The organism is Achromobacter sp. FW305-C-13, from assembly GCF_058783475.1.
In genome coordinates this window covers 483,968-501,319 of record NZ_JBYSYN010000002.1, presented here as the reverse complement: position 1 = coordinate 501,319, position 17,352 = coordinate 483,968, and the positions used below count along the sequence as shown (strand labels likewise).

Below are 17,352 nucleotides of genomic sequence, written 5' to 3'. Positions count from 1 at the left end.
CCGGATCTGGACGGCTGTCCGATCACGGCTGGCGCGGTGGTGGATAAGCGCCACCTGCGTTGAATTAGTCTGCCCGCGTCAGTCGAAGGAGCTTAAACCACAATCCAGGTAGCGCCGTGATGCTGCTGCACTGGAAATGCTGCGCTAGTGCCCCGCTTGGCGCCGGTTACGACGAATGGGGGAGAAGGTCCGGAGCGAAAAGTCCGAACCGCATCATTGACCCAGGCACTTCGGTTCAACGATGCGGCGGGGGCCTCAAGAACTTGCGCCCCCCGCCGAGGAACACCAATCAATTCAAACTAGCCCCAGAAATCTTAACGATCTCCTGATACTTCGCCTTCTCGCCCTTAACGAATTCAGCAAACGCCTCAGAAGTCATCGGCCCCGCCTCCGACCCCATGGTCAACAGGCGCTGCTTCACATCCGGCTGCTGCATCGCTTCCGAATAAGCCTTGTTCAGCTTCGCCACCACAGGCGCCGGCGTGCCACCGGTCGTGAACACCCCGAACCACGTGCCAAGGTCAAAGCCCTTGACCCCCGACTCCTCGACCGTCGGCACATCCGCCAGCAACGACGAGCGCTTCGCCGTCGTCACGGCCAAGGCCTTCACCTTGCCGTCCTTGATCAACGGCGCTGAGGCCGCCAGATTGTCGAACATGAAATCGGACTGGCCCGACAGCAGCGCCAACTGCGCCGGCGCCGCACCCTGGTAAGGAATGTGCTCGACATTGATGCCCGCGCGCGCCTTCAGCAGCTCACCCGACAAATGGCCTGCACTGCCGTTGCCGCCCGAACCGTAGTTCAGCTTGCCCGGGTTCTTCTTCGCGTACTCGATCAGATCGGCCAGCGTCTTGATGTTGTTCTTCTCGGCGAACTCCACGTTCATCACCAGCACGTTCGGCACCGAGGCCACGATCGTGACTGGCGCGAAATCCTTCACGGGGTCGTACGGCAGATTGGCGAACAACCAGGGGTTGATCGCATGCGTGGCCACCGCACCCATCACCAGCGTGTAGCCGTCGGCCGGCGCCTTGGCCACTAGGTCGGCGCCAATGTTGCCGCCTGCGCCCGAGCGGTTTTCCACGATCACGGCCTGGCCGAGCGAACCGCGCACCTTTTCGGCCAGCATGCGGGCCATGGTGTCCAGCGGGCCGCCGGGCGGGTAAGGCACGACGAAGCGGATCGGCTTCGTCGGGAAATCAGTGGCTTGCGCCAGGGCGGGCGCGCCGAAAGGCAGGGTGGCGGCAAGCGCCACGGCGCCTTGCAGCAGTGCGCGGCGCATAGCGCGGCGGGGGGTTGTCGTCATCATGTTGTTCTCCTCACTCCGGATCGATAGCGGTCAGTAGCATACCGCAGGGAGCAGACTGACGTAACAAAGAGATACGCCTGAACTTCCCCCGAAGTTCCCGCGATTCCCTGAAATTCAGTCTTCACGCGGGGGGCCGGCACCATGAAAAACACCCCAAGCGCCGGACCTGTGTCCAACGCTTGGGGTGCTTGAGAACGCGGGGTTCCTGCGATCAGTGCAAAATCTGGCTCAAGAAGAGCTTGGTCCGGTCGTTCTGCGGGTTGTCGAAGAACTCGTCCGGGCTGTTTTGCTCGATGATCTCGCCGCGGTCCATGAAGATCACACGGTTGGCGACCTTGCGCGCGAAGCCCATTTCGTGGGTCACGCAAATCATCGTCATGCCGCTTTCCTGGGCCAGGCTGACCATCACGTCCAGCACTTCCTTGACCATTTCCGGGTCAAGCGCCGACGTGGGCTCATCAAACAGCATGATCTTGGGGTTCATGCACAGCGAACGCGCGATTGCGACGCGCTGTTGCTGGCCGCCCGACAACTGCCCGGGAAACTTCTTGGCCTGTTCCGGAATGCGCACGCGCTCCAGGTACTTCATGGCCGTCGCCTCGGCTTCCGCGCGCGGCTTCTTCAGCACCCACATGGGGCCCAGCGTCAGGTTTTCCAGCACCGTCAGATGCGGGAACAGGTTGAAGTGCTGGAACACCATGCCCACGTCCTTGCGGATCGTCTCGATGTGCTTCAGATCATTGGTGAGCTCCGTGCCGTCCACGATGATGTGGCCTTTCTGGTGCTCTTCCAGACGGTTGATGCAGCGGATCATCGTGGACTTGCCCGACCCCGAGGGGCCGCACACCACGATGCGCTCGCCTTGCGCCACGTCCAGGTTGATGTTGCGCAACACGTGGAACTGGCCATACCACTTGTTCACGTCCTGCAAACGAATAATGGCATCGGACATGCCTGTACTCCCGTAAATATCGCTGTGCGCGCCCGCCTTGCGGCGGACGCGTGGCATTGGCTAGCGTTTGTGATCAGTCGCAAGACGTTTTTCAAGCGCCTGACTGTACTTGGACATGGAAAAGCAGAACACGAAGTAGATCAGCGAGATGAAGAGATACGCCTCCACGCCGAATCCGCGCCATGCCGCGTCGGACAAGGCCGCCTTGGCTGCCAGCGTCAGGTCGAAGATGCCGATGATCACCACCAGTGACGTGTCCTTGAACAGCGCGATGAAAATGCTGACCAGCGGCGGGATCACGATCTTCAGCGCCTGCGGCAGGATGATCTTGCGCATCTGCTGCCAGTAGTTAAGGCCCAGCGAATCCGCGCCTTCGTACTGTCCCTTCGGGATGGCCTGCAAGCCGCCGCGCACCGTTTCCGCGATGTAGGCCGCGGCGAACATGATGATGGCGATCTGCGCGCGCAACAGCTTGTCGATGGAAAAGCCTTCCGGCAGGAACAAGGGCAGCATCACCGACGACATGAACAGCAGGCTGATCAGCGGCACGCCGCGGATCAATTCGATGTACACGACGCACAACGCCTTGATGGCCGGCATCTTCGAACGCCGGCCCAGGGCCAGCAGCACGCCGATGGGGAACGCGAAGGCGATGCCGAACGTGGACAGGATCAGCGTGAGCGGCAGACCGCCCCAGCGTGCATTTTCCACATAGGTCAGGCCGAACACACCGCCCCACATCAGGAGCGCCACCGCGGTCAGGCCCACGGTCCAGATGACGGCCAGCTTCCAGTTCCAGAAACGGCGGATGCCGCTGCAGACGATCACCGCCACCAGGATGATGGTGGCGATCAGCGGACGCCATTGCTCATCGAACGGATAGGTGCCGAACAGGATCAGCCGGTGCTTCTCGATGATGAACGCCCAGCATGCGCCGCCCGAAGCACGGCATTCCTGAGCGCTCGTCGCGTTGAAGTTGGCTTTGATGAATGCCCATTCCACCAGTGCCGGCACCGCCATCAACAGGAACCACGCAAGCAGTACCGTGATGAGGATGTTCAGCGGCGACGAGAACAGGCGGGATTTGAGCCATGCCCATGCGCCCACGTGTGTGCTGGGCGGCGGCAGGCCTTCGCTGGGGGTATGCGTAGTGCTGCTCATCTCAACGCTCCACCAGCGCGATGCGCTTGTTGTACCAGTTCATGAATATCGAGATCGACAGGCTGACCGTGAGGTACGCGCCCATGATGATGAGGATGCCCTCGATCGCCTGGCCCGTCTGGTTCAGCGTGGTGTTGACCACCGACACGATGTCCGGATAGCCGATGGCGACCGCCAGCGAGCTGTTCTTCGTCAGGTTGAGGTACTGGCTGGTCATCGGGGGGATGATCACGCGCAGCGCCTGCGGCAGGATCACCAGGCGCAGCACCTGCTTTCTGCGCAGGCCCAGCGAACCGGCGGCTTCCCACTGGCCGTTGTTCACCGCCTGGATGCCCGACCGCACCACTTCGGCGATGAACGCCGACGTGTAGATCACCAGGCCCGCCAGCAACGCGGCGAATTCCGGTGACAGCGTCAAACCGCCCGAGAAGTTGAAGCCCTTCAATTCCGGCATGTCCAGCGTCAGCGACGCGCCGCTGACCAGCCAGCCGATGAACGGCAGTCCGATCAAGAGGCCGATGGCCCAGCGGCCCAGCGGGAACATGTGGCCCGTGGCCTCATGGCGCTTCTTGCCGTAATGGCCCAGGAAGATGATGGCCACGATGGCCAGTCCCAGTCCGGCCAGCATCCAGTCCAGCGAGTTGCCTTCCAGGCCGGGCACTTTCAGGCCGCGGTTGGAAATGAAGACGCCCGGCAGCGGGTTGTGCGCCTGGCGCGGGCCCGGCATGTTTTCCGTGATCAGCGCGTACCAGAAGAACAGCTGCAACAGCAGCGGCACGTTGCGCATCACCTCGACATACACCGACGTGATCTTGGCCACCAGCCAGTTCTTGGACAGGCGGCCGATGCCGATCAGGGTGCCGAGAATGGTTGCCAGCACGATGCCGATGACGGCAACGCGAAGGGTATTGAGCAGGCCCACCAGGATGGCGCGGCCGTAATCGTTTGCGGGGGTGTAGGCGATGGGCGTTTCGCCGATCGCGAACCCGGCTTCGCGGTTCAGGAACCCGAACCCCGTGGCGATGTTGCGCACGGACAGGTTGTGAAGCGTGTTCGAAACCAGGAACCACACGGCCCAGGCGACCGCTGCCAGCGCAAGCACCTGGTAGACCACGGAGCGCACGCCGGGGTCGTTCCAGTTCAGCCGCCGGCGGGGCGCCGAAATCGGGGCGTTTTTATTGGAAGTCGTCATGTTGAATCTACAGAAGTCGTACACCGGGTGGCAAAGCCGGCAAGGCCACGCCCCCCACTCCTGCCGCCCGCTCTATGGCGGGCTAGGCAAAACGGAGCCCGAGGCTCCGTTTTGCCAGGCAGCCGTGTGTTAGCGCACCGGCCAGCCGTACATCAAACCGCCCTGCTTGTACGACGCGTTCAGACCGCGTTCCAGCTTCATCGCGCTGTTCTTGCCCAGCGTGCTTTCGAAGCTTTCACCGTAGTTGCCCACGTTCTTGATGATGTTGTAGGCCCACTTGTCATCCACGCCCAGGTTCTTGCCCATGCCCGGGGTCACGCCCAGGATGCGCTGGATGTTCGGGTTGGGGCTCTTGGCCATTTCTTCTACGTTCGCCTTGGTGATGCCGTATTCCTCGGCTTCCAGCATGGCGTTCAGCGACCAGCGGACCACGTTGAACCATTGCTCGTCACCCTGGCGGACCATGGGACCCAGCGGCTCCTTGGAGAAGTCTTCCGGCAGGATGATGAACTTGTCCGGGTTCTCCAGCGTGGTGCGCGTGGAAGCCAGCTGCGACTTGTCGGTCGTGAAGGCATCGCAGCGGCCGGCCGAGAAGGCGCGGATGATTTCGTCGTACTTGTCGATCACGACAGGCTTGAATTCGATCTTCTGACCACGGAACCAGTCAGCCAGGTTCAGTTCGGTGGTGGTGCCCGGCTGCACGCAGATGGTGGCGCCGTTCAGTTCCTTGGCGCTCTTGACGTTCAGGTCCTTGGAGACCATGACGCCTTGCGAGTCGTAGTAGTTCACGCCCACGCCGATCAGGCCCAGCGTCGTGTCACGCGTCAGCGTCACGGTGGTGTTGCGGGTCAGCACGTCGACTTCGCCCGACTGCAGCGCGGTGAAGCGTTGCTGCGTGTTCAGCGGAGTGAACTTGACCTTGGTGGCGTCGCCGAACATCGTGGAGGCGATGGCGCGGCACAGGTCCACGTCGATGCCCTTGTATTCACCCTTGCTGTCGGCGATCGAGAAACCCGGAATGCCCGTCGACACGCCGCATTGGACAAACCCTTTCTTTTTGACATTATCGAAGGTCGCGCCCGCATTGGCGGCCGCGGATGCAGCAAACAGTGCCGCGCCAATAGCAGCGAGTTTCAGTACTTTCATCGTGATCTCCGTGTGGGATAAATCGAGCCGTACGCGGGCCGGGTTGGGCCGACGCATGGGGCGGATGGTAGCGTCCGCGCAGCAGGCGGCGCATCCGGGAATTCCCTTGAAATATAGGGACACTGGCGAAATCAAACGTTGTTTTCGTACGAAAACGGGGACGTGTTTTAGCGCGTCGGATTTGTCCCAAGACGCATTCATTTCGTTCTGGCGAAAACGTGTCCGACCGGTCACATGGATACGCTTTTTCACAGCCTGCCCACCAAGAGGCTTAGGCCACCTTACTGTCCCCGAGTTACTATTGCGGCTTCATCTGACAGCCGCCATGATCGAATTCCAACACGTATTCAAATCATATGGTCGCGGCCGCAATATTCTGGCCGACATCAACTTCCGCGTCAGCGCGGGAGAATTCGTTTTCGTATCGGGGCCGTCCGGCGCCGGTAAGTCCACGCTGCTCAAGCTGATCGGCGGGCTGGAGCCCGCCAGCCGGGGATCCATCCAGGTCAACGGCCAGCGGCTGGACAAGCTGCCCGCGCGCGCCCGGCCGTATCTGCGCCGCGCCGTGGGCGTCATCCTGCAAGACACCCACCTGTTGTTCGATCGAAGCGCGTTCGAAAACGTGATGCTGCCGCTGGCCGTCCAGGGGCAGCCCTGGGATTCGGCCGCCGCGCGTGCCCGCGCCGCGCTCGACAAGGTGGGCCTGTCCGGCAAGGAAGACCTGAACCCCATCGAACTGTCTGGCGGCGAACAGCAACGCCTGGCGATCGCGCGGGCCATCGTGAACCGGCCGGCCATCCTGATCGCGGACGAACCCACCGCCAACCTTGACCACGACAACGCGCAACGCATCATGAACGTGTTCCGCGACTTCAACCGCGTCGGCGTGACGACGCTGATCGCCTCGCACGACCAGGACCTCATGGCGCGCTACGCCACGCGCACCTTGCGCATCGACCCGGGCAAGTTCGCCGATTCCGCTGGCACCGCGCCTCCGCCCGACGCTGGGCAGGCCCAGGCCGCCCCGGTCCGCACGGGCGGCGGCCGCGCCGAGCCCGGCTTTGGCCATCCGGGAGAGCCCGCATGAACGCCTGGTTGCGGCAACACCGCTACGCGCTGATGGTCACCCTGCGCCGCCTGGCCAAGCAGCCGTTCTCATCTCTGGCCAACCTGCTGGTCATGGCCCTGGCACTGGCCCTGCCCTTGCTCGGCAGCGCCATCCTGGTGTCGGTCCAGCCCGTGGCGCGCGAAATGTCCGTCACGCCCGAAGTCACCGTGTTCATGCGCGTGGACGCGCCAGCGGGCGCCGCCGCCGACGTGGCCAAGCGCATCAAGGACGAGTATTCGCAAGACGTGCGCGCCGTGCGTGTCGTGGGGCGCGACGCCGCGCTGGCCGACCTGCGTGCCAACCCCGCCTGGCAGCAGGCGCTGGCCGTGCTGCCGGGCAATCCCTTGCCGGACGCCGTGGTCGTGACGCTGGCCGATGGCGACAATCTGGCCGGGCGCGCCGACAAGCTGGCGGGCGCCTGGAAGCAATGGAACCACGTGGACCTGGTGCAGCTCGATAGCGCCTGGGTGCAGCGGTTGGAAGCCATCTTGCGGTTTGCCCGAATCGGCCTGGGCTTCCTGGCCGCCTGCGTGGCGGTCGTGGTGCTGGCCACCGTGTTCAACACGGTACGCATGCAGGCGCTCTCCCAGCGCGAGGAAATCGGCGTGGCCCGCCTGGTCGGCGCCACCGAATCGTTCGTGCGCCGGCCGTTCCTGTATCTGGGCGCGCTGTCGGGCGCCGTGGCCTCGCTGCTGGCCATCGGGGTTGCGGCCATCGCGCTGTCGCCGCTGAACGACGCCCTGCTGGGGCTGGCCCGCAGCTACGGCGCCGAATTTGCCCTTCACCTTCCCGGCGCGTCGGTGCTGATCACCGCCGTGGTGGCCTCGGCCGCCCTGGGCGCGCTGTCGGCCCGCTGGTCGGTCACGCGCAGTACGCGCTTCTGACGCTGCCGCGTTGCGGCCCGGTTCCCGATGCCCCGCGCCTTGGGAACCGGCGCAGGCCGCCGCCACTGAAAACCCCGCCTAAAGCCACGTATGAAGCCCGTTCCTCCCCGTGATCCGGGGAAAGGCGTGCTATCCGCCCGGGTACGATGATTGCAAGCCGTCCGGGTGAACGGCCGCAGGCGCCTGCAGGTGCCTGGCCTACAGGCTGTCCACCCTGCAAAAAAGGAAACCGCGAGAAAGAGCGTTAAAAATCAGGGACGTATCGCACCGTCGCCGTTACAAGCATTTCCCCCGTTGTAAGCTGGGATATGCAAGAATAAAGCGACATTTTTTTACACTTTTTGAAACATTCATTGTTTTGCCGAGCGCCGTCCTTCGTGTCCCAATCGCTGTTCTTGCCCCTTAAGTCCCATGGTCGCCCGTCTTGAAGCCCGTGCAACGCGCCACTATTTCGATAGCGCGTTCCAGTGTCAGGCGGTGAAAGTACTCCCCAACGAGTACTACGTCACCGACGAAGACCTGATGATCTCGACCGTACTCGGGTCGTGTGTCGCCGCCTGCATCCACGATCCGGTCACCGGCGTGGGCGGCATGAACCATTTCATGTTGCCGGAAGGCGACATGCAGTCGCCTGCCTCGGCCACGATGCGCTATGGCGCCTTCGCGATGGAAGTGCTGATCAACGAACTGCTGAAGGCGGGCGCCGTGCGCGACCGCCTGGAAGCCAAGGTGTTCGGCGGCGGCGCGGTGCTGAGCGCCATGCAGCAGATGAACATCGGCGAACGCAACGGCGAATTCGTCCTGAACTACCTGAAGACCGAAGGCATCCCGGTCAAGGCGCAGGATCTGGGCGACGTGCACGCCCGCCGCATCAACTACTTCCCGCGCGACGGCCGGGTGATGGTGCGCAAGATGGCCCCGCACCATCAACGCGCCGAAGAAATCATCGCCAAGCGCGAGCAGGCGGCGGCCCAGAGCGTGCAGGCCAAGACGCAAAGCCCGCCGCGCGTCGAGCGCTTCACCCGGCCCGGGGTGGAACGTTTCGACAAGCCCGCGGCGCGCCCTGGGGTAGAGCGCTTCGACCGCCCGGCCCGCCCTGGCGTCGAACGCTTCGACACCGCGCTGAGCCGGCTGCGCAAATCGGAAACCACCGACACCTGAGGCGCGCGCCGCCTTAGAACCCGAAGCTTGCGCGGTACTGGCTGGGCGACACGCCCAGCCGCCGCGTGAACACTTCGCGCAGATGCCGCGCATCGCGAAAGCCGCATTCGTAGGCCACGGTCTTCAGCGGCCGCGCCTCGCGCTCCAGGCGCGCCCGCGCCGCATCCACCCGCACGCGTTCGACGAACTCGGCCGGCGTCACCCCCGCATCGCGCAGGAAGACCCGCGAAAAGTTGCGGCGGCTCATGTTGGCCACGGCCGCCAACGCATCCAACCCAAGGTCCGCGTCCAGGTGGCCCAGCACGTGTTGCTGCACCTGCGCGACGGCCGACGTCTCTTCCACGAACGGCGTCAGGAACGGGCTGAACTGCGATTGCCCGCCCGCGCGCTGCGTGAACACCACCAGCCGCTTGGCCACATTCAGGGCGACATCCTGCCCGACGTCCTGCGCCAGCAGATACAGCGCCAGGTCGATGCCCGCCGTCACGCCCGCCGACGTATGCAGGCGCCCGTCCTGCACGTATAGCCGGTCTGCCTCGACCCGCAGCGCGGGGTAGCGCGCCGCCAGGGCCGGCGCATCGTTCCAATGCGTGGTGACGGTGGCGTCCTGCAGCAGGCCGGCGCGCGCCAACAGGAAGGTGCCGTTGCAGATGGAGCCATAGCGCGGCGCGCGCAGGCACATCGCGCGCAGCCAGGCCAGGGCGTCATCGGGTTCGCGCTGCCCGGGCAAGGCCGGCCCGCCCGCCACCAACAGCAGGTCGGGGGGATCGGCCACGTCCGCGTAATGGCGCTGCGGCAGCAGTGCCATGCCGTTGGAACAGGGCACGGTGCCGCGCGTCAGGCCGATCAGTTCCAGCTGGTAATGCTGGGCGGGCAACAGGAAGCGGTTGGCTTCGGCGAACACGTCCAGCGGCCCGCTGACATCCAGCGACTGCACGCCGGGAAAAACGACGATAGCGACGGTTTTCATGGGAAATCGTTAGCAGGCGGAACGGCGGTGGACGCACAAAACGCTACCTTAGCCGACCGCCAGGGCTGCGGCATGGCCCCGCGCACCAGCCTGGCCTGAAAACGCGGCATCGCGGCCGGAAACCACCCCTGCGTGCCCCGTTGGCCGCCCGCCGCACCACGCTGGCGCGATTCCGTCCACGCTGGCCCCGCCCCATTGCCCGCCCGGCCGGCAAGATTGCCATGTCCGGCCCGGCATGCCGCCGCGCCCACCACCCCCAAAGGATCCCGCCATGACGAAGCCCCCGTCTCTAGCCAGCGAACGCGTCGGCCCCGCCTTTTCCGTGGACGGCATGCTGGCCGCCCGCAACAAGACCCGCCAGGCCATCGCCGATGTTGCGGCGCGCATCCGGCCCGGCATGGTCGAAGAAGACGCCGTGCAACTGGCCCGGCAAACGCTGATCGACGCCGGCATGGCGCTCAGTTGGCACCCGACGCGCGTGCGCTTCGGCGCCAACACCATGAAGGCCATGCGCCAGGCTTCCGAACCCGGCGTGGTGCTGGGCGAGCACGACATCTTCTTCCTGGACATCGCGCCACGCCTGGACGCCTGGGAAGGCGACGGCGGCAAATCGTTCACCGTGGGCGGCAATGCCGACCAGGCGCGCTGCGCCCGCGACGCCGAAGCCCTGTTCCACGACGTGCGCGGCGTGTGGCGCCGCGACGGGCTGACCGGGCAGGAGCTCTACGCCTACGCCGACCGCCAGGCGCGCGCGCTGGGATGGGAGCTGAACTTCGACCTGCCGGGCCACCGCGTGTCCGATTTCCCGCACGCCGCGATCCACACCGGTTCGCTGGCGGACCTGGCCACCTCGCCGTCGGAGATGCGCTGGATCCTGGAGATCCACTTGCGCGATCCGGCCGGCCGCTTCGGCGCGTTCTTCGAAGACATGTTGCTGGGCGACGAGCACTACGCGTAGGGCGCAGGCCGCGCCTACAATCGGCGCATGTCCACCGTCCGTCTCTTCTTCGCCCTGTGGCCGTCGCCCCCGCTTGCCGCGTCGCTGGCCGGCTGGGCGGAACAGGCCCGCCTGGCCTGCGGCGGCCGCGTCATGCGCACCGAGACGCTGCATCTGACCCTGGCCTTCCTGGGGCCGGTGGAGGCGCAGCTGGCAGACACGCTGGCCTGCGCCACGCCCGACCACCGGCTGGCCCCCGGCGAGGTGGCGCTGGACCACTACGGCGTGTTCAACCGCCAACGCATCCTGTGGGCCGGCCCGCGCGACACGCCCGCCGGCTTGCAGGCCGCGCATGACGGGCTGTGGCAATGGCTGGCCGGATTCGGCCTGGCGGCCCCACCCCAGCCCTTCCGCCCGCACGTGACCTTGCTGCGCAACATCGAACGCGGCCAGCCCCCTGACGCGACGCCGGCGCCGCTGTCCTGGCGCTATGACCGCATGGTGCTGGTGGCCTCGGAATCCCTGTCGGGCGGCAGCCGCTACCGCGTCATCGCGCAGTCGCGCCCCGGTGGCGGGTAGCGCGGCTCTGGCACAATCAGGCGGTTGCAACGACCTGGGATCACCATGATCATCCTGCTGGACCAAGACGGCGTGCTGGCGGATTTCGAACACGCGTTCATCGACGCCTGGCGCGCCCGCCACCCGGACATCGCCCCCGTCGCGTTCGAAGACCGGAAATCCTTCTACATCCGTGAGGACTACGCCCCGGAACTGCGCGGCATGGCCGAGGCCATCTACACCGCCCCGGGGTTCATCCGCAACCTGCCGCCCGTGCCCGGCGCGCTGGACGCCGTGCGCGAACTGCTTGCATTGGGCATGGACGTGCGGATCTGCACGTCGCCGCTGTCGCAGTTCGAAAACTGCGTGGCTGAAAAGTACCTGTGGGTGGAAAAACACCTGGGGCGCGAGGCCACCAACCGGCTGATCCTGACCAAGGACAAGACGCTGGTGCAGGGCCATTTGCTGATCGACGACAAGCCCTTGATCCAAGGCGCGGTCAAGCCGCGCTGGAAGCACATTCTGTTCGACGCCCCCTACAACCGGCAGGTCACCGATCGCGCCCGCATCACCTGGGCGAACTGGCGCAACGTGCTGGCGGGCGAGCTCTATACGGCAGACGAATGAGTCCGCGCGGGTCCTGTTCAGCGGTCATGATTTAGGGCTATTCTGTGTTGGCTGTACCCCCACCCCGGAGGAGCCCGCACCATGAATCTGCACCGCCTGCTCAAGCAGCGAGAAGCCGACCACAAGCCTTTGCGAGTTGCATTGCTGGGCGCCGGAAAGTTCGGCGCAATGTTCATGAGCCAGGCGCCCCGCACTCCCGGGATGCGGCTGGTTGCGGTGGCTGATCTGGCGCCCGCCCGCGCCCGCGCCGCGCTGACCCGCGTGGGCTGGCCGGCCAGCGCGCTGAACGCCGCCAGCACCAATGACGCGTTAAAGAACGGCAAGGTCTTTTTCAGCGACGACCCCTACGCCATCATCGCCAGCCCCGACGTCGACATCGTCATCGACGCCACCGGCCAGGCCGCAGCCGGCATCGGCCACGTGCTGGCCTGCTGCGAACACGGCAAAGACATCATCATGGTCAACGTCGAAGCGGACGCGTTGGCCGGCCCGTTGCTGGCGCGCCGCGCGCGCGAGGCGGGCATCGTGTATTCGCTGGCCTACGGCGACCAGCCGGCCCTGATCTGCGAAATGGTGGACTGGGCGCGTGCCGCCGGCTTTGAAGTGATGGCGGCGGGCAAAGGCACCAAGTACCTGCCGGAATTCCATACGTCCACGCCGGATACCGTCTGGCCCTACTACGGCTTCACCGCTGAAATGGTGGCCGCGGGCGACTTCAACGCGCAGATGTTCAACAGCTTCCTGGACGGCACCAAGAGCGCCATCGAAATGGCGGCGGTGTCTAACGCCACGGGCCTGCTGCCGTCGCCCTCGGGCCTGCATTTCCCGCCTTGCGGCGTGGACGATCTGGCCCGCGTGCTGCGTCCACGCGAAGACGGCGGCATCCTGCACCATCGCGGGCAGGTGGAAGTGATCTCGTCGCTGGAACGCGACGGCCGGCCGGTGTTCCGCGACTTGCGCTGGGGCGTCTACGTGACCTTGGCCGCCGACAGCGACTACGTGCGGCGCTGCTTCCAGGAATACGGGCTGGTCACCGATCCCAGCGGCAATTTCACCGCCATGTACAAGCCCTATCACCTGATCGGGCTGGAGCTGGGCATCAGTGTGGCCAGCGTCGGGCTGCGGCGCGAGCCCACGGGCGCTCCCGCCGGCTGGCACGGCGACGTGGTGGCCACCGCCAAGCGCGACCTGCAAGCCGGCCAGTTGCTGGACGGCGAAGGCGGCTATACGGTGTACGGCCGGCTGATGCCCGCGCCGGACTCGGTGGAAGAAGGCTATCTGCCGCTGGGCCTGTCGCACCAGGTCAAGCTGAAGAACCCGGTGCGCCAGTCGCAGGCGATACGCTGGCGCGACGTGGAGTACGACGACCGCTCCACCGCCGTGCAGTTCCGCCGCGAAATGGAACAGACCTTCGCCTAAGCCCACGCGGACGCACCGCCGCCGGCTAGACCGGCGCGGGGCGTTCGGCCTGGAAGAGGCGCAGCCGGTCTGCGGCGTTGCGCAGATGCTGTTCGGCGGCTTGACCGGCAGCGTCCGGATCCGCCCCTTCGATTGCCGCGAAAATGGCCTGGTGCTCGCTTTGCACGGCGGCCATGCGTTCGGCGTACCTGCGCGCCGTGTTGTTGCGCGCGCTACGGATCACCCGGCGCACGTTGGCTTCCAGGTAGTCGTTCAACGCGACCAGATGCGGGTTGTGCGTGGCCTGCACGATGGCCTGATGGAACTGGTAGTCCTCTTCGTCGCCCAGCTTGTCGTTGATCAGCGCGTATTCCATGCCCACCAGCGCCTGGCGGATCTTCTTCAGGTCTTGCTCGGTGCGACGCTGCGCCGCGTAGCGCGCGGCGGTGACTTCGATGGACAGCATCAGTTCCAGGATGTGTTCCAGGTCCTGGCTGTCGCCCGGCGTGGGCGCGGCGATGCGAAACGCGTTGCGCTGGAAGTTCGGATCGACGAACACGCCGCTGCCTTGCTGCGACGTGATCAACCCTTCCGACTTCAAGCGGGCCAGCGCTTCGCGCACGACCGCCCGGCTGACGGAATAGGTTTCGGTCAGCTGCTTTTCGGTCGGCAGGCGATCGCCGGGGGCAAGCACGCCCTGGCGTATCTGCTCGGCCAGCGCGTCGCCCAAGGCCGCGGAAAGCGAACTCTTGGGCGCAGCGCGCGGCGGGTCCTGTTCTTGGGTAGGCTGCATGGAAAATCGTTGGATCGTGATGGCGGCGTCCTGAACTTTAAGCGATATAGATGCCGCCGTTGACCTGCATGACTTCGCCGGTCACGAAGCCCGCCAGCGGCGAACACAGGAACGCGATCGATCCGGCGATTTCCTCGGCCGTGCCGAAGCGGCGCAACGGCGTGCTTTCCAGCAACTGCGCACCCTTCTGGCCGATCAGGTCATGCGTCATGGACGTGGCGATGATGCCGGGTGCCACTGCATTCACGCGGATCTGCGGCGCCAGTTCCAGCGCCAGGCTGCGCGTGAAGCTCTGCACGGCGCCCTTGGACGCCGAATAGGCGGCGTGGGCGTAGCTGCCGCGCTGGGCGGCCAAGGACGTCAGCAGCACGATCGACCCATTGTGGCGCAGGTGGCGCTGGGCCGCGCGGCACACGTAGAACGTGCCGTCCAGGTTCACGCGCATCAGCGTGCGCCAGGCCTCGTCGCTGGTGTCTTTCACCAGTTGTTCCGGGTAGATGCCGGCGCAATGGACCAGGTGGTCCAGCCCGCCGAAATGCTTGGCCGCCGACTCGAACACGCGTTCGCAGTCGTGCGACACGGACACATCCAGCGCGTGGGTGTAGACCCGCTGGCCGCTGGGATCCAGCTCGGCCGCGATCGCCTCCAGGCGCGCGTTGTCGATGTCGGTCAGCACCAGCCGGGCGCCGTGGGCGGCCATCAGCCGCGCAGTCGCCAGACCAATGCCATTGCCTGCGCCGGTGATGACGGCCACCTGTCCTTCGAACGAAATCATCCTGTCTCCAAAGCTCTCTATGGGCGGGCCCGCGGCCTTTCAAGCGCCGGCGGCTTCTTGGATTGAACTCCTGAATCCGCTGCTTGACACGAGAAAAACGCATGCCCTATGATTTATCGGACAACTTAATAAAGTTGCCTGACAACTTATTCCGAAAGCGTAAATCAAGTCGCGCTTTCAGGCAAGAAGGGTCAGAAAAACACGGCCGCAGGCCGCATGACAGGCAGGGGACAACCAGGTGGAAATCACCGGCAGCACTACCGTATTCGCGATCGCGGCGGACCCGATCACGCACGTCAAGACGCCCCAGCGGCTCAATGCCCTGCTGCGCGAACGCGCGGTCGACGCCGTCATGGTGCCCTTCCACGTGTCCGCCGACGCGCTGCCCGGCCTGTTCACCGGCCTGCGCGGCCTGGCCAACCTGGGCGGCATCGTGGTCACGGTGCCCCACAAGGAACATGCCGCCACCCTGTGCGACGCCCTGACCCCGGCAGCCCAGCTGATCGGCGCGGTCAATGCCGTGCGCCTGCAAGACGGCGTGCTGACCGGCGGCAACTTCGACGGCCTGGGCTTTGTGGCCGGTTTGCGCAGCCAGGGGCATGACCCCGCCGGCCGCCACGTCTACCTCGCCGGTCTGGGCGGCGCCGGCAAGGCCATCGCCTGTGCCCTGGCCGACGCCGGCCCCGCCAGCCTGCGCCTGTACAACCGGTCCGCCGACAAGGCGCGCGCCTTCGCCGCCCATCTGGCCGGTCAACACCCCAACCTGGACATCCGCGTGGCGGATTCCGCGCCCGAACCCTGCGACATCGCCATCAACGCGACCTCGCTGGGCCTGCAAGACACCGATCCCCTGCCCTTCCCCCTGGACGCCCTGGCCCCCGGCACCGTCGTGGCCGACGCTGTGATGAGCCGCGTCGACACCCCCTTGCTGCGTGCCGCCGCCGCGCAAGGCTGCCGCACGCATCCGGGTCTGTACATGCTGGAAGGACAACTCACCGAAATTGCCCGCTTTCTGGGCGTAGAAGAGCCGCAACAAAGCGCGCTTGCTTGATTCACGGACTCACCACTCCCGTCCCACGGAGGAGACACGCATGAAATTGGCTTTCACCACCGGCCTGCTGTGCCTGGCCGGCATTGCCGCATCGGCGCACGCCGCACCCGTCAAGATCGGTCTGATCGAAACGCTGTCGGGCCCGCAGGCCTCGACCGGCCTGATGTTCCGCGCCGCGGTCAAGTACGAACTGGACCGCATCAACGCCGCCGGCGGCTGGAACGGCCAGCCGCTGGAATTGGTCGAATTCGACAACCAGGGCGGCCCCGTGGGCGCGTCCGACCGCTTCCGCGCCGCCGCTGCCGAAGGCGTGCAGGTCCTGGTGCAGGGTTCGTCGTCCGCCATCTCGGGCCAGCTGACCGAAGACGTGCGCAAGCACAACCTGCGCAACCCGGGCAAGGAAGTCGTCTTCCTGAACGTGGGCGGCGAGGCGCTGGAACTGACGGGCCAGAAGTGCCACTTCTACCACTTCCGCTTCACCACCAACGCCGACCTGCGCGTGAAGTCGCTGGCCTCGGTGATGTCGGCCGACGGCACGCTGGGCAAACGCGTGTACGCCATCAACCAGAACTATTCCTGGGGCCAGGACATGGAAGGCGCCACCGAGCGCTTCGCCAAGCAGTACGGCTATGAAGTGGTGGGTAAGACGCTGCATGAAGTCAACAAGATCCAGGACTTCGCGCCCTACGTCGCGCGCATCCGCTCGGCCACGCCGGACACCGTCATCACGGGCAACTGGTCCAACGACCTGCTGTTGCTGATGAAGGCCACGCAGGCCGCCGGCCTGAAGGTGCGCTTTGCCACCGTGTTCCTGGATCAGGTGGGCAACCTGGCCAACGCGGGCGAAGTCGCGCTGGGCCACTACATCGCGCACCCGTACAACATCGAAGCCGCGGGCGACGAAGGCGCCAAGTTCGCCGAAGACTACAAGGCCAAGACTGGCCATTACCCCAGCTATACGGAACCGCAAACCGTCATCGGCGTGCGCTTCCTGGGCGAAGCGCTCAAGCAGGTGCCGCCGCAGGACGGCAAGCTGTCCGTGCCGGCGCTGGCGAAGGCGTTGGAAAAGGTCACCTACACCTCGTCGCTGGGCACCTACACGATGCGCGCCGAAGACCACCAGGTGCAACTGCCGATGGTCGTGTCCAAGGTGAGCAAGGGCGCCAAGTACAAGGCCGACGGCACCGACATGGGCTTCGAGCCGGTGAAGGTGCTGGCAGCGGCGGACGTATCGGCGCCGGTGCAGGCAACGTGCAAGATGCAGCGGCCGGACTGATGGGTTGCGCGCGCTGGACGGCAGCGCGCGCGGCGTGATTGTCGCGCGCTCCAC

The 17,352-nt window shown here is 65.5% G+C and carries 17 protein-coding genes; 9 read left to right on the top strand and 8 right to left on the bottom strand.

The window, feature by feature from the left end; all coding sequences use genetic code 11:
* Window positions 1-289: 289 nt before the first annotated feature.
* The 5 genes from AC3WMU_RS13890 to AC3WMU_RS13870 form a co-directional block, all read right to left on the bottom strand.
* Window positions 290-1,306, bottom strand: coding sequence for a Bug family tripartite tricarboxylate transporter substrate binding protein (locus tag AC3WMU_RS13890; RefSeq protein ID WP_454678154.1), 1,017 nt, complete (start codon window positions 1,304-1,306; stop codon window positions 290-292).
* A gap of 214 nt (window positions 1,307-1,520) precedes the next feature.
* Entirely contained in the window at window positions 1,521-2,261 is a 741-nt protein-coding gene (locus AC3WMU_RS13885; RefSeq protein WP_006222505.1) for an amino acid ABC transporter ATP-binding protein, read from the bottom strand.
* Window positions 2,262-2,321: 60 nt separating this feature from the next.
* Entirely contained in the window at window positions 2,322-3,422 is a 1,101-nt protein-coding gene (locus AC3WMU_RS13880) for an amino acid ABC transporter permease (RefSeq protein WP_315140743.1), read from the bottom strand.
* 1 nt (window position 3,423) lies between these two features.
* Entirely contained in the window at window positions 3,424-4,614 is a 1,191-nt protein-coding gene (locus tag AC3WMU_RS13875; RefSeq protein WP_088591051.1) for an amino acid ABC transporter permease, read from the bottom strand.
* 129 nt (window positions 4,615-4,743) lie between these two features.
* A complete protein-coding gene (locus AC3WMU_RS13870) occupies window positions 4,744-5,760 on the bottom strand; it encodes an amino acid ABC transporter substrate-binding protein (RefSeq protein WP_315845268.1) in 1,017 nt (338 codons plus the stop codon).
* A gap of 325 nt (window positions 5,761-6,085) precedes the next feature.
* Between AC3WMU_RS13870 and AC3WMU_RS13865 the strand changes: the two genes are divergently transcribed.
* The 3 genes from AC3WMU_RS13865 to cheD all read left to right on the top strand — a co-directional run bounded on the left by AC3WMU_RS13865 (window position 6,086) and on the right by cheD (window position 8,913).
* The gene (locus AC3WMU_RS13865; protein ID WP_424625520.1) at window positions 6,086-6,847 is read left to right on the top strand and encodes a cell division ATP-binding protein FtsE; all 762 of its coding nucleotides are present in this window, start codon (window positions 6,086-6,088) and stop codon (window positions 6,845-6,847) included.
* A complete protein-coding gene (locus AC3WMU_RS13860; RefSeq protein WP_492282503.1) occupies window positions 6,844-7,752 on the top strand; it encodes a cell division protein FtsX in 909 nt (302 codons plus the stop codon). Before AC3WMU_RS13865 ends, AC3WMU_RS13860 begins: the two co-directional genes overlap by 4 nt.
* 411 nt (window positions 7,753-8,163) lie before the next feature.
* Window positions 8,164-8,913, top strand: a complete 750-nt coding sequence (gene cheD / locus AC3WMU_RS13855) for a chemoreceptor glutamine deamidase CheD (RefSeq protein WP_006222511.1) — start codon at window positions 8,164-8,166, stop codon at window positions 8,911-8,913.
* Window positions 8,914-8,926: 13 nt separating this feature from the next.
* Here the strand turns inward: cheD and AC3WMU_RS13850 are convergent, their stop codons facing one another.
* Window positions 8,927-9,883 carry a GlxA family transcriptional regulator gene (locus AC3WMU_RS13850; protein ID WP_088591055.1) on the bottom strand — a complete coding sequence of 319 codons (957 nt, stop codon included), beginning with the start codon at window positions 9,881-9,883 and terminating at the stop codon, window positions 8,927-8,929.
* A 271-nt stretch (window positions 9,884-10,154) separates the two neighbouring features.
* Here AC3WMU_RS13850 and AC3WMU_RS13845 point away from each other — a divergent pair, with 271 nt between their 5' ends.
* The 4 genes from AC3WMU_RS13845 to AC3WMU_RS13830 all read left to right on the top strand — a co-directional run bounded on the left by AC3WMU_RS13845 (window position 10,155) and on the right by AC3WMU_RS13830 (window position 13,424).
* A complete protein-coding gene (locus tag AC3WMU_RS13845) occupies window positions 10,155-10,841 on the top strand; it encodes a M24 family metallopeptidase (protein WP_006222513.1) in 687 nt (228 codons plus the stop codon).
* Between the two features lie 27 nt (window positions 10,842-10,868).
* On the top strand, window positions 10,869-11,399 hold the full coding sequence (gene thpR / locus AC3WMU_RS13840; protein ID WP_006222514.1) for an RNA 2',3'-cyclic phosphodiesterase: 531 nt from the start codon (window positions 10,869-10,871) through the stop codon (window positions 11,397-11,399).
* Window positions 11,400-11,444: 45 nt separating this feature from the next.
* Complete coding sequence (locus AC3WMU_RS13835) at window positions 11,445-12,005, top strand: 5'-3'-deoxyribonucleotidase (protein WP_006222515.1); 561 nt, start codon at window positions 11,445-11,447, stop codon at window positions 12,003-12,005.
* 81 nt (window positions 12,006-12,086) lie between these two features.
* Window positions 12,087-13,424, top strand: coding sequence for an NAD(P)H-dependent oxidoreductase (locus AC3WMU_RS13830; RefSeq protein WP_006222516.1), 1,338 nt, complete (start codon window positions 12,087-12,089; stop codon window positions 13,422-13,424).
* Between the two features lie 25 nt (window positions 13,425-13,449).
* On the opposite strand, the gene AC3WMU_RS13825 is transcribed toward AC3WMU_RS13830, so the two are convergent.
* Both AC3WMU_RS13825 and AC3WMU_RS13820 read right to left on the bottom strand, forming a co-directional pair.
* Window positions 13,450-14,196 carry a FadR/GntR family transcriptional regulator gene (locus AC3WMU_RS13825; protein WP_006222517.1) on the bottom strand — a complete coding sequence of 249 codons (747 nt, stop codon included), beginning with the start codon at window positions 14,194-14,196 and terminating at the stop codon, window positions 13,450-13,452.
* A 37-nt stretch (window positions 14,197-14,233) separates the two neighbouring features.
* On the bottom strand, window positions 14,234-14,971 hold the full coding sequence (locus AC3WMU_RS13820; protein WP_006222518.1) for an SDR family NAD(P)-dependent oxidoreductase: 738 nt from the start codon (window positions 14,969-14,971) through the stop codon (window positions 14,234-14,236).
* 238 nt (window positions 14,972-15,209) lie between these two features.
* Here AC3WMU_RS13820 and AC3WMU_RS13815 point away from each other — a divergent pair, with 238 nt between their 5' ends.
* Both AC3WMU_RS13815 and AC3WMU_RS13810 read left to right on the top strand, forming a co-directional pair.
* Window positions 15,210-16,022 (top strand): shikimate dehydrogenase family protein, encoded by an 813-nt coding sequence (locus AC3WMU_RS13815; protein ID WP_492282502.1) that lies wholly within the window; start codon window positions 15,210-15,212, stop codon window positions 16,020-16,022.
* Window positions 16,023-16,062: 40 nt separating this feature from the next.
* The gene (locus AC3WMU_RS13810) at window positions 16,063-17,298 is read left to right on the top strand and encodes a branched-chain amino acid ABC transporter substrate-binding protein (protein WP_006222521.1); all 1,236 of its coding nucleotides are present in this window, start codon (window positions 16,063-16,065) and stop codon (window positions 17,296-17,298) included.
* Window positions 17,299-17,352 lie beyond the last annotated feature (54 nt).

What these genes read in the sequence shown, in the direction of transcription:
- AC3WMU_RS13890 (WP_454678154.1), bottom strand. Translation starts at nt 1,306, where the DNA reads ATGACGACAACCCCCCGCCGCGCTATGCGCCGCGCACTGCTGCAAGGC.
- AC3WMU_RS13885 (WP_006222505.1), bottom strand. Translation starts at nt 2,261, where the DNA reads ATGTCCGATGCCATTATTCGTTTGCAGGACGTGAACAAGTGGTATGGC.
- AC3WMU_RS13880 (WP_315140743.1), bottom strand. Translation starts at nt 3,422, where the DNA reads ATGAGCAGCACTACGCATACCCCCAGCGAAGGCCTGCCGCCGCCCAGC.
- AC3WMU_RS13875 (WP_088591051.1), bottom strand. Translation starts at nt 4,614, where the DNA reads ATGACGACTTCCAATAAAAACGCCCCGATTTCGGCGCCCCGCCGGCGG.
- AC3WMU_RS13870 (WP_315845268.1), bottom strand. Translation starts at nt 5,760, where the DNA reads ATGAAAGTACTGAAACTCGCTGCTATTGGCGCGGCACTGTTTGCTGCA.
- AC3WMU_RS13865 (WP_424625520.1), top strand. Translation starts at nt 6,086, where the DNA reads ATGATCGAATTCCAACACGTATTCAAATCATATGGTCGCGGCCGCAAT.
- AC3WMU_RS13860 (WP_492282503.1), top strand. Translation starts at nt 6,844, where the DNA reads ATGAACGCCTGGTTGCGGCAACACCGCTACGCGCTGATGGTCACCCTG.
- cheD (WP_006222511.1), top strand. Translation starts at nt 8,164, where the DNA reads ATGGTCGCCCGTCTTGAAGCCCGTGCAACGCGCCACTATTTCGATAGC.
- AC3WMU_RS13850 (WP_088591055.1), bottom strand. Translation starts at nt 9,883, where the DNA reads ATGAAAACCGTCGCTATCGTCGTTTTTCCCGGCGTGCAGTCGCTGGAT.
- AC3WMU_RS13845 (WP_006222513.1), top strand. Translation starts at nt 10,155, where the DNA reads ATGACGAAGCCCCCGTCTCTAGCCAGCGAACGCGTCGGCCCCGCCTTT.
- thpR (WP_006222514.1), top strand. Translation starts at nt 10,869, where the DNA reads ATGTCCACCGTCCGTCTCTTCTTCGCCCTGTGGCCGTCGCCCCCGCTT.
- AC3WMU_RS13835 (WP_006222515.1), top strand. Translation starts at nt 11,445, where the DNA reads ATGATCATCCTGCTGGACCAAGACGGCGTGCTGGCGGATTTCGAACAC.
- AC3WMU_RS13830 (WP_006222516.1), top strand. Translation starts at nt 12,087, where the DNA reads ATGAATCTGCACCGCCTGCTCAAGCAGCGAGAAGCCGACCACAAGCCT.
- AC3WMU_RS13825 (WP_006222517.1), bottom strand. Translation starts at nt 14,196, where the DNA reads ATGCAGCCTACCCAAGAACAGGACCCGCCGCGCGCTGCGCCCAAGAGT.
- AC3WMU_RS13820 (WP_006222518.1), bottom strand. Translation starts at nt 14,971, where the DNA reads ATGATTTCGTTCGAAGGACAGGTGGCCGTCATCACCGGCGCAGGCAAT.
- AC3WMU_RS13810 (WP_006222521.1), top strand. Translation starts at nt 16,063, where the DNA reads ATGAAATTGGCTTTCACCACCGGCCTGCTGTGCCTGGCCGGCATTGCC.